Source organism: Deltaproteobacteria bacterium (genome assembly GCA_016874735.1).
GTDB lineage: Bacteria > Bdellovibrionota_B > Oligoflexia > Oligoflexales > CAIYRB01 > CAIYRB01.
Map to the genome: position 1 here is coordinate 59,961 of VGTI01000016.1, position 13,802 is coordinate 73,762.

Consider the following 13,802-nt stretch of genomic DNA (forward strand, 5'->3'; position numbering starts at 1 on the left):
AAGCCATCGACATATTGAGATAAATAACTTTAATTTAAGTTTTGCCTGAAGTGTGCCGATACCTCGCACAAGCGGAAGTTGTAGAGGACGACCCGGATGAATAGCCACGCTATGCGCGGCGCCCTGGTCAGAGGGTAACTCGGGAGGACAGCTATGAAATTTCTGGAACAGAAGTTTACCGTCCTGCGCATCACGGCACTGGCCGTTGGGATCCTACCAACCTACGGCTGCCGTACCACGGCTAAAGTGGGCGAATCTAAATTGGCGGCCATCAGCTCGGCCATAGGTGCAGACGCTGTTAGACCGACGGCGATGCCTGTTTCCCGTTTAGAGGCAACCCCAAGGACTCTGCACACCAGCATCTGGACCGGCGATGCCATGATGGTTTGGGGTGGTGTCGTCGATCGTAAAATTGAGAATAGCGAAACTGCGGGCGGAATTTTCTATCCGGATACAGATCACTGGTACCCGATCAAGAGAACCGAGCGTGGATCACGCTACTACCATAGTAGTGTTTGGAATGGAGAAATGATGATCGCCTGGGGTGGCGTGGATGCTGCAACGCGCGATCCCGTTGCAACCGGAGTAAGGATTACCCCTACTGAGGACCATTGGCGCGAAGTCGCCACGAAGGGAGCCCCCTCTGCGCGCTCTGGTCACTCTGCCATCTGGACGGGCACGGAGATGCTCGTTTGGGGGGGGGCAAATTCTGACAGCGTCTATCTAGCCGACGGTGGATTTTACGACCCGATGGAAGATTCGTGGTCAGCTGTTAAAACTGAAGGCGCACCTAGCGCTCGCGCCTATCACACGGCCATTTGGACCGGCAAGAAAATGCTGGTATGGGGCGGAGGCGATCAGGACCAATGGCTAAACTCAGGTGGCATCTTTAGCCCTGACACAAAGACTTGGACTGCAACTGCCGAGGACGGTGCTCCCACTCCTAGAGTTAGTCACACCGCCGTTTGGACGGGCAGCAAAATGATAATCTGGGGTGGTCGTGCCAGTGACGATCAACTTCTCGGAGACGGCGCTATATTCGACCCTGAGACTAATAGTTGGGAAGCGCTCCCCAAAGCCCCAGCCGCTTTGCGTAGCCGTGAGCTACACACCGCTGTTTGGACTGGCGAAGAAATGGTGATTTGGGGTGGTCGTCACGACGAGAGGATTCTCGGTGACGGCGCTGCTTACAATCCCAAGACCCAAGCCTGGCGCCTCATCAAAGGCAACGGTCGCATGACAGCAAGGTGCGAGCATACCGCCGTTTGGACGGGCAAGGAGATGCTCATTTTCGGCGGCAAAGGACCGGACAATAAGTTGATTACCAACACAAAGCACCTAGGATTTCGACTGCCAATCGCCATATCTCCAGAATCGCAGTTGCAGTTTAAGAAATCAGAGGAACGGTTGGTCCATAGTGATCTAGAATAAGACTCCACTTTGGGAGGAGTCTTAAGCCGCCATGCCGATCATTAATTACGAGGGTCAGCTGATCCAGTGTGAACGTGGGGTGCGTCTGCGCGACGCTATCCTAGGCGGGGGAGAGACTCCGCATAATGGCGGGTCTCGTTACTTAAATTGCCATGGTCTGGGCACGTGTGGTACCTGTGCCGTTGAGATTGTAGAGGGCGACCTAGCCCCTCTCAACGCGCGTGAAACATGGCGTCTAAATTTTCCACCGCACACGGCAACTAAGGGACTGAGGCTTGCGTGTCAAGTGCGGGTTGAGTCAGACTTGGTGATCAAAAAGCACGCTGGCTTTTGGGGTTCCCGTTGACTCGACCGGTCAATCATATCTTTCGGTTCAAACAGTTTGCCGTTGACCAAACTGACTGTGCGATGAAGATATCCTCTGATGCAACGATATTTGGCGCCTACGTCCCAACCTCAGGGGCAAAGTTCATCCTTGATATCGGTACCGGCACTGGCCTACTTGCACTTATGTTGAGCCAACGTGCCGAGGCAACCACTCGTATTGACGCTATAGAGATCGATGCTGGGGCCTTCACAACAGCCGAAAAAAATGCCAGATCAAGCCCGTTTGCGGCGATGTTATCGGTCTATAACACGTCTCTCCAAGATTACGCATCTAGAGCTCCAGTTGCCTATGACCTGATCATCTGCAATCCCCCATTTTTTCAGAGCGATCTCGTCACCACCATAAGTAAGTCCGCTCACTTGGCACGCCATGCTCACGTTGATGGTCTTAATTTCACTACCCTCATAAACTGCGTAAAACTTATGTTAGCCGCACATGGGCGCTTCTGGGTGCTACTGCCGGCAAGAGAGGCTGAAGTCTTTCGCGGTTTAGCGAGCCAAGCAGGACTATACGAACGAGAGCGCTTAAATCTGTGCCATAAGAGTACAAGCGTTCCCAACCGTGCCATCGCGGCTTACGCATTAGAGGCGGGTGACCTAGTGACTACCCAGCTCGCCCGGTACCAAGCAGACAATAATCCCACCGACGCGATGCGACTTTTGCTCGCACCGTACATGCTTCATTATTGATTCACTAAGCTACATCACGCGCCCGCGCCAATGATATGTTCCCACCGACGCACGACTACCTCTAGAGGGAGCGCAAGCAGAAGCAACCATAGCCAGGGTGTATCCAGTATCCAGTAGAAGTTTCTGAGCGTTTTGAAGCGACTAGGCAGTGCAATACCGTCTGTGCTAGTCGCACCGGTCAACCAATGATCAATGACGTCGCCAGGCTCGGGCGGCATAATAGCCAGAGTCGCACCGGTGAGTTGCGCCAGTTCCTGCAATTTTTGTGGGGCTGCACCAACCTCTCGGTCCTTAAAAATCTCGGGAAAGGTTGCCGTAACGCTAGCCTTTACTGAGCCAAAAGCTGCATGCTCACCCTCCACCTCAAGCGTACAGCGCAAACCTCCTGCCATACTGGTCGTAAGTGGTCCCGCAAGCTCCCACTGCTCTTCGCTGTGTTTAGTCGCGATCACGCTATCTAATGAGATAGCATGACCACAGACTGACAGACGCCAATCCGGACCCTGCTGGAAGTAACGCGCAGCCGGCCCTTGGAGCGTCACACGCCACTGAGTACTGCCGTACTTCAAGCTACGCAGAGCAAAATTTGTTGCGATCAACGGACGTCTTAAATCTTGGCGCATGAGCCATGTCATCGCACCATGCATAAACTGATTATAAACCTGCCTGGATGTCGTAGCGCTCGGTGTTAATCCGAGTCGCCACAAACTATCGCTGAATAGCCACAAAGCCCGCCCCTTACCGGGATAGGAGGCTACGGCAAGCGGGATATCCTTGCCATCAGTTTTAGCCGTCAGCAGCGTGGTAGTGGCTGATTTTAGTTGCACCCTTTCCATATGGTGTAGACCCTTTCCGTTGCGCCAGCCGGTCAACGGTCCAGAAATCGCCTCCCAATCCTCGTAAACATTGGCAAGGGCACGTTTAGCAGGGTCCGGTTTCGCCATCTCGACCCTAAATGACATATTCGCATCGTAAGTCGGACCGCTTCCGCCAGACGAGGACGTAGGTGCTGCGAGGAAATCATCACCAAATGCAGTAAAATCGGGACCGCCGCTCGTGAACTCTCCATCGAGAAGTTCAAACGGAAGTATCTCACGTAAAGGCGAGCTACTGAGATCAGAGTTCGCTAGTGCACGTGGGCCACCGACGAACAGTAGGCCTCCACCATCTTGTACAAATTTAACCAAATTCCTCTGATATTCAGGCAGAAGAAACTGAAAAACAGTGAAGTTTTGGACAATAACCACACGAAAGTGGCTAAGTTCTTCGCGGAAAAGGCGCTCGACCGGAAATGGGATCAAACTCAATTCTCGTTCGTTGACGTGCTGGCTGTCCCACGGGTCACGAAGAATGAAAAAACTAATCAAGTCATATTTGGGCTCAGACTTTAAGTAGCGACGGAGAAAGCGTCCATCCCAGCTTGGACTGCCAAGCAAATGCAGAATACCAACGGTGTTGGGTAAAACCTCTGTTTGCACATACATCGTATTATCCCACAGCGCAGACTCGTCGGGGGTTGGTAGTGCCCGTATGGTGAGAAGATGCTGGCCTCTTGGTAACGCAGGTAAGGTAACAGTGACCATGGACGAGTCAGTATTACCGGTAAAAGCCGCATTGACATTGGCAAGTGACTGCTCACCGTTCAACACCTGGAGCTGAATGCGCTCTGCTCCAAGACTCGTCCCCGACCGACCAAGTGTGACGCTGAATACAATCGGTTTGTCTTCAAAGGCGAACGGCTGAATGTCGCTACTCTTGATCCAGATGTTGCGGTTTGCTTCATCTTTAAGGCCGATCACTAAGCCACGTGGGGTCTTCCCCTTAGCGCTAGGCTGCCCGACATCACGTAGCGTGGTTGGCCACTTCTGCGCCGGCATGTAATCGCCACCATCGCTCAAGAGTAGCCAAGGTTCGCTGCCTACGCGGTAAATCCAAGATTCAAATACGCGACTTAGCGGGGTGAATCCCTCACGCACCGCGTCATCTTGTTCACTAAGTTTCGTGAATTTGGGCACACATCCAAGTCTTACGCAGTCGATTTCAATCTTCTTCGTTGCGCTGTCGACGTAAGTAACTGCCTTATCGCCGGGAATGCGCATACTCTCTGAGTCATCGATCAAAATGTGAACAGGCCTCAGACTGAGAGCCCGCGGCAGTTGCTGCGTCTCAGTTTGCGGAATAAAGCTGAGAGCGATCGGCAGAAGCCAAACAGCGCGCAAAAGAATAGCGACCGTTCCGCGCAGGAATCCGATCTGAATCAGCCAAGAGATCCACAGTAACAACAGGGCACTGGTGACCACGGCAAGTGGCCAACTTAGTGCATCTTGAAACATAGTGGCCGAAAAATTCACCGTTACCTCAGGCGTTTAAGAATCTCGGGCAAATGAATTTGATCACGTTTATAGTCGGTTGCCAAAGCCACCATAATCATGTTGACGAAAATACGTGTCGCGCGCTCATTATCAGGCGGATTACTGCAAGTAACGGGTGCGCTTTGATCCCGTACCGATTGCAGAAATCCATAGGGTATCGCCAGTATGGCTAGACGCCCGTCAAATTGATAGCCACGCCAGATCTCACCTTGGCATGAAGGTAAGGCATCGAGCAGGTAAAAACTCCGCATAAGTTCATGATCAGGCGGGAGCGGCTTCCAACCATCATTCGATCCTGCTTGGCGGGTGTTGAGCCGCGTCACCAAGGTATCAAGCTGAGTGACTGTCCAAGGCGCCTCCACTATCAGGAGCCCACCCCGCTTCAGCCATAGAGCAAGATCGTGGTCCAAAGCGCCGGACTTCGTAGAAATTGTATCGAGCCGCTCGACCCAAAGCCAAGGCTCGGCTAACGCCTCCGGTGAAACCTGCGTGTGGACTGTGGGTTTGCTATCGATCTCGATGCTAGTGCGCTGCGACACCTCTCGTGCAAGGACAGCAAAACTAGGTCTCACTCCCTGTGAGGACAGAAGAGATATCTCCACCTTTGCACTAGCGGACTCGCTCAAGGCTATGAGTGCTAAGGCTAAAATTAGTAATTGCGGGCGATTTTTCACTAGGCGTACTAATCGGCTAACTAAATCCAAGGCACCCTCTAAAAACATTGCCATCACACAGATTACGGCCACAATGCGGAGCCACGGCAGCGGATCTTCTCTATCCTTTTTGGTCGGAAGTTGGCGGGTGATTTCTGTAGGATCGTTGGACCACCGCGGCGGGAGTTGCGACTGTTCAAGTTGCGTCATCAGGCTCTCTCCAATCGGAACATTACTCAATCTGATGCGAGCCATGAGTTCGCTATCGCGCGTGCCTTCACCCTGCCAAGCGACCTGCGCGAAATCGTCTACACGCGGCCAATTAGCCCCCACGGGACCGTAAGCCTCCCCTACGCCCTGCCATTTAAGTAATTCTTTGATCATAATAGGCATTGAGGCATGTGTGATACCAGTCGCCACCATTGGCATCAAGGGAACTGTAAACGCCAGCACTTCCAGGCCGCTACTTGGATCACGTCGCAGATAGGCCAGTGCCCTAGCATTCTCACCAACAGAACCGCCAATTTGTTTACCACCAAGTAGTGGTAGTAGCTGGATCCAGTCTTCACGATTTTTGACCTGTTGGCATAGCTCCGGGGCAATCGGTGCCCCTTCACTAGGCATCTGTAATTTCACAAAGCATGAGCACAGCATTCTAAAATCTGCATCAAGACGCGACGGTGCCAACCACACCTTGGGTAGAATGCGTGGGCTACTTTTCTTCGTATCTGTACCGGAACGTCGCGATTTTTTACTGAGATTCGTCGGCGCAAGACTTACAGGACAAAAATTGTCACTACCATGCCCGCCAATCGCCACCACCAGGGGAAACTCCACTAGATCAGCCACACCCTCACCGATGTAGTCGTAGCGTCTGACGCGAAACCCTTGGATAGACAGAGATACCGATAGCTCCTCAGCCAAATCCTCAAGGGAGCGTTCACCGCCGCTCTCACTAATCACCAAGGCATCTTGCTTCAGGCCTCGAATCTCACTGCGAAAGGCATTATCCGCCGCAATCGCGTCTTGACCCTCGGGCTCTAGCCTAAAGACGAGAGGTACATCGCGACTTGATGACCTATCGACCTCAACTAGGGAAGCTGCTGGCCAGCTAAGGCGGACGTTCAGGCGTTGCTTGCCTGGTGCAAACTGCCAAGGCACTGCCGTCAACTCCTGCCCCATAAAGGTGGCAGTCAAGCGTCCTTGGGCAGCTTCGTCTACACTACGCCTGATAATCTCGACATCCCAATCCTGCGTCACTGCAGCAGGCGAAGATAAAAATCGCGCATCGTTTATAAAATAATTGGCAACGGATTCCTTTGTTCTCTGAAGGTCGTAGAAAATGACCTCCATCTCGTCACTCAAATACCGCCAATTAAAGTCCGTCCACGAATGCTGATCACGGTCCGATACCACGATCAGACGATTAGCCTCTAGGCCACCATTCACCAACTGTTTAATCGCCGCTCCCAGCCTCACCCCGGCTCTTTGAAAACCAACGCTCCTGATCAAACGTCCGACGGCATCGGCGTTCTCAGGTTGATGAATTGTCGCCGCATACGATGTGGAGAGGCTCACGCGTCCTAGGTTTTGCATCGATTCAAAGATGGCAGTCACCTGTGCAGCGTATTCATCAAGTGTCACTTGCGCTGCGACCGATGGACTCAGATCGCAAAAGATATGAATGCGCGTCTGATTCGGCTCAAATGGCGCAAAAACTTCGCTACTCGGTCTAAGCGAATGAAGCACCAATGCGAGTACCGAGATGATAAAGCAGATAAAAGCGATAAGGGGAGGCACACGCATGACTAGGCGCGGGAGTATCCGCGGCTCAATGCGCATGATCCGCATGGTAGGCAGCCATATGCGCCTTTGACGTTTGCGTCTTAGCCACCAAATGGCCACACCAAGTAACGACATGGCAGCGACGCCAATTGTCGCCGTCGTGGGCATCAATACCATACTGCCAAAGCTCATAGTCGCCTATTTGCCTTAAAAAATGCCGTTAATGCTGTTTGATAAGCGCCGATGGCGGTCGAATCGCTGACCGTCTCGTAGGCTCCCCCTTGCGCATGCTGGAGCTGGGCAAAACTATCGCACCACCCACGCACCTGCCCCAGATACTGATCCTGCTGTTTAAGCACCGATCCTCTATACTCTTTAGTCGCAAATGCCCGATCAAAATACGAATTCTGATCATCAAGCCAACTCGTACTAAGCTCCATGGAACTCAAAGTATGCCAAAAGAAAGACCTTGCACCTTGCCGGAGAAAACCCGCCGAATCTGCGTTACCGAGACCATCTCCGATCCAAAACGTCACATCCACCGTCGTATCCGGGTAGGAGGACCGTTCTACTTGAAACCATTGACTGAGGTGGAAACCGCCGGCCTCTAGTTGGCTAAACTGACTCTGAATCATAGCTGGGCGTCGCGGCCGAAAACGAAATGGCGGAAGCTTGTCACTATCTTCGGTGAGCCAAAAAACCTCGACCTGATCACCCATGCGCAGATGCGCATAACTCAAGTGTAAGGCAATGCGCATAGCGATTTCAGCTTTAGTCGGCAGACGATCACGGGTCACATCAGCCGTTGGCCACCACATGGTCGATGACAAGTCGATACCGATGCGGACGTGAGATGCCGACTCATCTCGTACCTCGCGCACAATGAGCCGATCACTACGTGCGTAAACGCGCCAATCAATCAGAGCGACGGGATCGCCAGGGATGTAATCGCGACTAGACTCGATCAAACGACTGGGCCGCTTTAGGCTCATGAACTGACTGCCCTGGAGCCTCAGACGATTTTTATAGTCGCGATAATGGAGCTCACGCGTGTTCATCGGTTGCAGCGATGCCAGGGTTGAGACTTCGCTGAGATCGTGATCACTCATTTAGGTGCTCTTCAGCCCGCGGGCAAGGTTTTTATGTTGTTGCTCACACCTCTCTATGAGGGCGGTAATCACGCGATCAGCCGTCATCTCCTCGCGGCTACCCTGGGAGGTCAAACACATCCTGTGACGCAGGGCCGGTGCCGCCAGACGACGCACGTGTTCCCACCTCACCGCATCCTGACCTTCCATAAGAGCAAGCGCTCTGGTCACAGAAATAAGACTGATCCCGGCACGGGGGCCAGCTCCGTACCAAATCAAGCGCCTAAACTCCTCAGGACAAAGCTCATCCTCAGGTCGGGTGGCGCGCACCAAATCGCGAATCCCCACCATCACCGCCTCGTCTACATGCACCTTGCGCACGGCAGCTATCAGTCCAGCAACCTCTTCCTGCGTCGTCTGCTCAAATTTACCGCTCTGAGGACCATGTTGTTCGCCCACCAGCTGATTAGCAGCATGCTCCGCAAGAATCCGGCTTTCACTCTCGGCATCGGGGTAAGCAACTAGCGTATGGAGTAAAAAACGGTCTAGCTGCGCCTCTGGCAGAGGAAACGTACCCTCGGCCTCAAACGGATTTTGGGTCGCAAAGACCATGAAGGGCTGGGGAAGGAGATGCTGCGAGCCAGCAACCGTCACGCTGCGCTCCTGCATTGCCTCAAGTAGAGCCGACTGGGTCCTGGGTGAAGCGCGGTTGATCTCGTCCGCTAAAAGCAAGTTAGTAAACACTGGGCCTTTGGCGAAACTAAACTGGCGCTGACCTGTGGCTACGTCTAGGTTCAAGATCTCAGCGCCGACGATATCGGCTGGCAAGAGATCCGGTGTGAACTGAATACGGGCAAAACCGACCCCCAAGTGCCGGGCAAACACCCGCACCAGGGTGGTCTTAGCCAGACCAGGGGCACCCGTCATAAGTATATGGCCACCGGCCAAGAGGCAGCATAGCGCCTCTGTGATCAAGGCTTCTTGCCCAAATACAGCCTTGGCCACGCTCTCTCTGAGACGCCCGGCAACGGCATTGGCATCGGCAATGGAAAGAGACGACGTTGTTGTCATAGCGAGCTCCCCGACCTGCGCCCCATCTGCACCCTCACGAGTGCGCGAATGAGAGATGATTACAACACTATATCATAGGTGTTGAGGTTGATCCCAAAACCGGGTGGCTCTCATGAAGTTGGTTGATGTTCATCCGAAAAAAACTGCGCTATACTGAAAGGCATGAGTAAATTTTTTCACATTCTGGTGAGCCTCTGCTTTCTAGCAGCAAATGTTGCTGCGGCCATACCAGCCTGTGATTCGGAAAAGAGCGCTGTCAACTGCATGCTGGCCCACAGCTCCCCTCATGAGGCCACCAGCGTAGCACAAAAAGCTGCCTCCGTTGCGCCTGGCCCTCTGGACGGCCCAGATGTGTTCGATGCCACCGGCTGTACGTGCATCCACCATGACGTCTGTTTAGGTTGCTGTCACAGCCATAACTTCACGGCACCGTCAACGGCAGCAAACGCGCTGCCTGCAAGTAGTCTACCGCTAAATGATAATTTTGGTGCTAAGTCACTGCATTCGACACAGCCGGAAGCAGACATTAACCGCCCACCGATAGCGAGCGTCTAACCACGAAGGCAGCCTTGCGTCGTTCGAGCCTCCCGTAGGCTCTGACGAAGCCAGCGCTCCCTGCCGCTCGTCTCCTGTGGCTCGCTTAAATTCAATTAAACACATTTGGGGTAAATTATGAAAAAGTCTTTACTTATTGCGGTAACTTCTGCATTCGTCATTTTACAATCCTACGCATTTGCATCGTCTCACGGTGAGCGTTGCTGTGACGCCGGTGGCTGCTGCGAAGACGGTCACTGCGAGGACGGCAGCTGCACGGAGCCCGATTGCTCGAATCCAGCTTGCCCCCACGACCAAAATCAGTTTGGCTGAGTGCCGGCGCTACACCATGTAGCGAACGATCTCATTTCCGAGATTAGTTAGAGAGATCAGACTTAAGCCACAGTCAGGACGAGCGGTCAGGGAGCCTTGAGCTCCTTGCAACCGCTCGCTTTTTTTGAGGTTGGAGGTCCCCCCCCACGGACATCAAGTAAGTCCATGATATTCGCGATGTTACAAAAATATCTTTGACCTACCGGGCAGCATCCATGCTACCTCCCCACACGGACCGCAATGGCCTGAACTCCTTCAACTTTTTTTATCCAACTTCAAGATCGCAACGTATGCCTGCAAACAAATTCCAATTAGTGCTCACGAGACCAGGTTTTGCTGAAATTGCGGTCGAAGAATTTCGCGATCGCTTAAATCTTCAAGGTCACGTGGTAGGACCAGCTGCAGTCGCCTTTGACGAAAACATTCAGCTGCCAAAGCTCAGTGCATCGGTCTTTGCCCGTCAGTTGATGCCACGCGCCGTGCACTTTGCCGTTAGCAGTCCATCGAAGGTCGACGACATGCTTCATGGCATTATCAGCGCCATCGTTAAACGTCTTGAAGTCTTATCAAAACGCGCTAATCGCCAAGCAATGCCCTGGACGCTGCACGCTTTTGCTCTGGATGATGATCCAGCGACTGCGTTAGCGCTGCGTATCGAAAAATTATTACTAGCTGCGCTTAAGACCCGGCTGCCACGTCTTTATGCACGCTACATCCCCGAGCTACCGGTTGTCGATACGCAGGACTTAGGGGACGGTGCCAGCAGCATGATAAACAATACTCTTTTGGTTCAGGTTTACGTCGCGACGGTCAACGACGTCTGGTTCTCCACTGCGAGTCTAGGGGAAGGTCCGTCGCGGTTTATCGGCGGCAACCAACGCATGCGCCACTTTCCAGGTGCCCCATCACGAAGTTCGAGCAAACTGGAAGAAGCCTTGCTCCTCCTTGGGCACGCCCCCAAAAGCGGCGACACCGCGATTGATCTCGGAGCTGCTCCGGGCGGCTGGACGTTTACCCTAGTGCGCCACGGCGCGTCAGTGACAGCCATCGACCACGGCGCTCTAAAACTACCTAACAACAAAAAGTTCACTGAGTTGGTCACGCATCTGAAAGAAAACGGCCTCACCTACCGTCCGCATGCTCCCGTCGACTGGGTCGTCTGCGACATGCTGGTGGGCTCGCGTGAAACGCTGGCCGTGCTGGAGCGTTGGCTCAGTCAGGGTTGGGCCAAGAACTTTGTCTTCAACGTTAAGCTACCCCAAGCCAAACCATGGCCAGCTATCCGTGAGGCCCTGGACCTACTGGCGCGCTATCCGTGGGCTATCATGCAGGCCAAGCATCTGTTCCATGACCGCCAAGAGATTACTCTTATGGGTGCGGAGCGGGTTTAGGCTGGGTGAGGTTCCTTGGATCCAATTCTCTTTTCTTGCTACGCTGACCGATACCATTGAGATTATTCTGTTCTGTTACAAAAGCGCTGCCCACTTGGCCAAATACAGCGGCAGATTTAGGCGACCACTGTCGGCATCGTAACTCAGATTTTTAGCGCTTACTTTGATCGAAAGCGTTGGATGATATTTGCGCACAAACTCAGCGAGGCTCTTAGCTTTGGTGCGATGTCCTGCCTTAACCTCAATAGGGACTATCGAATTTGCATATCCACGCACAAATTCGATCTGCGCCTCACCCTCCTGCCAAGAGTAAAGTGGCCATTCCCGGTCACAATGAGCGGCACGGAGTTCCTGAGCGACAAAATTTTCCGCAAAAAACCCCTTAGCCATGCCATAATCTTGGCGATATAAAGACTCAGGATCCAAATTCTGCATACACCCCAAGATCCCGACATCATGAACAAACAGCTTAAACAAATTACCGTGACAAAAATGTTCTAGGGGCTGCTGTGCCTGGTTCACAATTTTAGCTTGCAATACAATGCCTGCATTTACGAGCCATCTAAGTGGACGCTCCCAGGATGCAAAGCCTTTTTTACCACTCATGACGTCGCCGAACCTGAACCTCTTTGTGGAATCATCATGAGATTGCGCAAGCTGTGATGGAATATTCCGGTAAAGCACCTGAATATGTGCAGCATTAATTTTGCCAGCATGTTTAGCAAAATCGTTCTCGTAGCCGAGAATCAACGAGCGTTGCACGTCGCGGACTTTTTTCCAAGCTTTGGGTATCGAGTCCCTATGTTTGATGAATGCCATGACAGCAGCGGGCATTCCCCCAACAACATAGTACAATCTAGTCATTTGCCATAAGTGATCATGCACAGTGTCTGACAGCTTCGCGTCTAGTGCGGGATCAGATAATCTTTTCCAAGTATCTCGCTCATCAACGGCCAGAAAGAATTCTTCAAAGCACATGGGATGCATATGGAGAAAACTGACTTTGCCGACTGGGAATGACTCATCTGATAAGATCACACCCAAGAGTGAACCAGCAGCACAGATGGCTAAACGTGGCATGTCCTCGCAAAAGTATTTGAGCGAGGTAAGCGCCTTGGGGGCCGCTTGAATCTCGTCTAGGATCAGCAAATCTTTGTCCAAATCAATCTTGGTTTTGAGTGCAAAACCCAAATCATCAACGATGCGCTTAGTCTCAAAGTCTTGCTCAAACATCTTCGCCATGGCAGGCGACTTCTCGAAGTTAATGTAATGCACCCTAGCAAATGTGCTAGCACCCCATTCTTTGAGCAGATAAGTCTTACCAACCTGACGAGCGCCCTTAATCACCAAAGGCATCCGATCTTGACTTTGCCGCCACTCTTCCAAATTCCTCTGTATTTTACGGTACATAAAACCTATTAATTAGACTTATTGGTGGCAATACTTCTTATTTATATGAAATATTAGTACGAATATCTCTCTATCGCAAGTTCCAACGGCCCCATCAGCGCCCCCGGCGTTGCAACGGAATTCAGGATCGCGAGTTTGCAGGCTGTGCGCAGATCCGCCCAGTTTCGCTGCCTAATTACCGAGAGTTACCCTTTCACCTAAAGTTTTCTGGCATATAGCCGATGCCGGGGGCATAGGGAGTGGACTCTCACCCCCCATGTATAGCCAGGGATTTCAGCCCCTTAGCCGAGGCGCCTATGGTGCGAGCGGTAACCATCCGAAAATACATGACCTTTGCGCTGACGCCAGCGCTGACGGTCGCTCTATCTTTTTCGGTGGGTTCGCCGACATCTAGTGCACAAGATCGCACCTACCCGTTGAGCTACTCCGGACGACTTACACTCCCGGGTGGTGAGCCCATGAAAGGGCCGGTCGATATTGAGCTCAAGTTTTGGGACGCAGCGGCGGACGGCGCAGCCTTATCCCGATCTTTCAGGACTGCCGGGGCAACGCTAAACCAAGGCGTGTTTCAGATTCGCATCCCCATGACCGATGCCGAAGTGAGCGAAGTCTTTGGGGACGGGACTAAGACTGTTTATGTCGAGGTCATAGCTAAGG

Annotated in this window: 12 protein-coding genes; 7 read left to right on the forward strand and 5 right to left on the reverse strand. The window is 52.6% G+C overall.

Annotated features, from left to right (window positions below; genetic code table 11):
• The first annotated feature begins 153 nt into the window (after positions 1-153).
• Genes FJ146_09300 through FJ146_09310 form a run of 3 tightly spaced genes read left to right on the forward strand, consistent with a single transcriptional unit; the run spans position 154 to position 2,508 of the window.
• Positions 154-1,431 carry a hypothetical protein gene (locus tag FJ146_09300; protein ID MBM4252153.1) on the forward strand — a complete coding sequence of 426 codons (1,278 nt, stop codon included), beginning with the start codon at positions 154-156 and terminating at the stop codon, positions 1,429-1,431.
• 31 nt (positions 1,432-1,462) lie between these two features.
• Positions 1,463-1,777 (forward strand): 2Fe-2S iron-sulfur cluster binding domain-containing protein, encoded by a 315-nt coding sequence (locus FJ146_09305; GenBank protein ID MBM4252154.1) that lies wholly within the window; start codon positions 1,463-1,465, stop codon positions 1,775-1,777.
• Positions 1,774-2,508, forward strand: a complete 735-nt coding sequence (locus tag FJ146_09310; GenBank protein ID MBM4252155.1) for a methyltransferase — start codon at positions 1,774-1,776, stop codon at positions 2,506-2,508. The genes FJ146_09305 and FJ146_09310 overlap by 4 nt, the downstream gene beginning before the upstream one ends.
• Positions 2,509-2,522: 14 nt before the next feature.
• Here the strand turns inward: FJ146_09310 and FJ146_09315 are convergent, their stop codons facing one another.
• Genes FJ146_09315 through FJ146_09330 form a run of 4 tightly spaced genes read right to left on the reverse strand, consistent with a single transcriptional unit; the run spans position 2,523 to position 9,477 of the window.
• Positions 2,523-4,859: a hypothetical protein gene (locus FJ146_09315; protein MBM4252156.1), complete on the reverse strand. Its 2,337-nt coding sequence runs from the start codon at positions 4,857-4,859 to the stop codon at positions 2,523-2,525.
• Positions 4,860-4,861: 2 nt separating this feature from the next.
• Positions 4,862-7,510 (reverse strand): DUF4159 domain-containing protein, encoded by a 2,649-nt coding sequence (locus tag FJ146_09320; GenBank protein MBM4252157.1) that lies wholly within the window; start codon positions 7,508-7,510, stop codon positions 4,862-4,864.
• Entirely contained in the window at positions 7,507-8,427 is a 921-nt protein-coding gene (locus tag FJ146_09325; GenBank protein MBM4252158.1) for a DUF58 domain-containing protein, read from the reverse strand. The genes FJ146_09320 and FJ146_09325 overlap by 4 nt, the downstream gene beginning before the upstream one ends.
• Positions 8,428-9,477, reverse strand: a complete 1,050-nt coding sequence (locus tag FJ146_09330; GenBank protein ID MBM4252159.1) for an AAA family ATPase — start codon at positions 9,475-9,477, stop codon at positions 8,428-8,430.
• Between the two features lie 162 nt (positions 9,478-9,639).
• Here FJ146_09330 and FJ146_09335 point away from each other — a divergent pair, with 162 nt between their 5' ends.
• The 3 genes from FJ146_09335 (at position 9,640) to FJ146_09345 (ending at position 11,735) form a co-directional block, all read left to right on the forward strand.
• Entirely contained in the window at positions 9,640-10,032 is a 393-nt protein-coding gene (locus tag FJ146_09335; GenBank protein ID MBM4252160.1) for a hypothetical protein, read from the forward strand.
• Positions 10,033-10,149: 117 nt separating this feature from the next.
• Positions 10,150-10,344 (forward strand): hypothetical protein, encoded by a 195-nt coding sequence (locus tag FJ146_09340; GenBank protein MBM4252161.1) that lies wholly within the window; start codon positions 10,150-10,152, stop codon positions 10,342-10,344.
• 215 nt (positions 10,345-10,559) lie between these two features.
• A complete protein-coding gene (locus FJ146_09345; GenBank protein ID MBM4252162.1) occupies positions 10,560-11,735 on the forward strand; it encodes a hypothetical protein in 1,176 nt (391 codons plus the stop codon).
• 75 nt (positions 11,736-11,810) lie between these two features.
• Here the strand turns inward: FJ146_09345 and FJ146_09350 are convergent, their stop codons facing one another.
• Entirely contained in the window at positions 11,811-13,145 is a 1,335-nt protein-coding gene (locus FJ146_09350) for an ATP-binding protein (protein MBM4252163.1), read from the reverse strand.
• A 296-nt stretch (positions 13,146-13,441) separates the two neighbouring features.
• On the opposite strand from FJ146_09350, the gene FJ146_09355 reads away from it, so the two are divergent.
• Positions 13,442-13,802: hypothetical protein (locus tag FJ146_09355; protein ID MBM4252164.1), on the forward strand; the 361-nt coding region annotated here is incomplete at its 3' end.

What these genes read in the sequence shown, in the direction of transcription:
- FJ146_09300 (MBM4252153.1), top strand. Translation starts at nt 154, where the DNA reads ATGAAATTTCTGGAACAGAAGTTTACCGTCCTGCGCATCACGGCACTG.
- FJ146_09305 (MBM4252154.1), top strand. Translation starts at nt 1,463, where the DNA reads ATGCCGATCATTAATTACGAGGGTCAGCTGATCCAGTGTGAACGTGGG.
- FJ146_09320 (MBM4252157.1), bottom strand. Translation starts at nt 7,510, where the DNA reads ATGAGCTTTGGCAGTATGGTATTGATGCCCACGACGGCGACAATTGGC.
- FJ146_09325 (MBM4252158.1), bottom strand. Translation starts at nt 8,427, where the DNA reads ATGAGTGATCACGATCTCAGCGAAGTCTCAACCCTGGCATCGCTGCAA.
- FJ146_09330 (MBM4252159.1), bottom strand. Translation starts at nt 9,477, where the DNA reads ATGACAACAACGTCGTCTCTTTCCATTGCCGATGCCAATGCCGTTGCC.
- FJ146_09335 (MBM4252160.1), top strand. Translation starts at nt 9,640, where the DNA reads ATGAGTAAATTTTTTCACATTCTGGTGAGCCTCTGCTTTCTAGCAGCA.
- FJ146_09340 (MBM4252161.1), top strand. Translation starts at nt 10,150, where the DNA reads ATGAAAAAGTCTTTACTTATTGCGGTAACTTCTGCATTCGTCATTTTA.
- FJ146_09345 (MBM4252162.1), top strand. Translation starts at nt 10,560, where the DNA reads ATGCTACCTCCCCACACGGACCGCAATGGCCTGAACTCCTTCAACTTT.
- FJ146_09350 (MBM4252163.1), bottom strand. Translation starts at nt 13,145, where the DNA reads ATGTACCGTAAAATACAGAGGAATTTGGAAGAGTGGCGGCAAAGTCAA.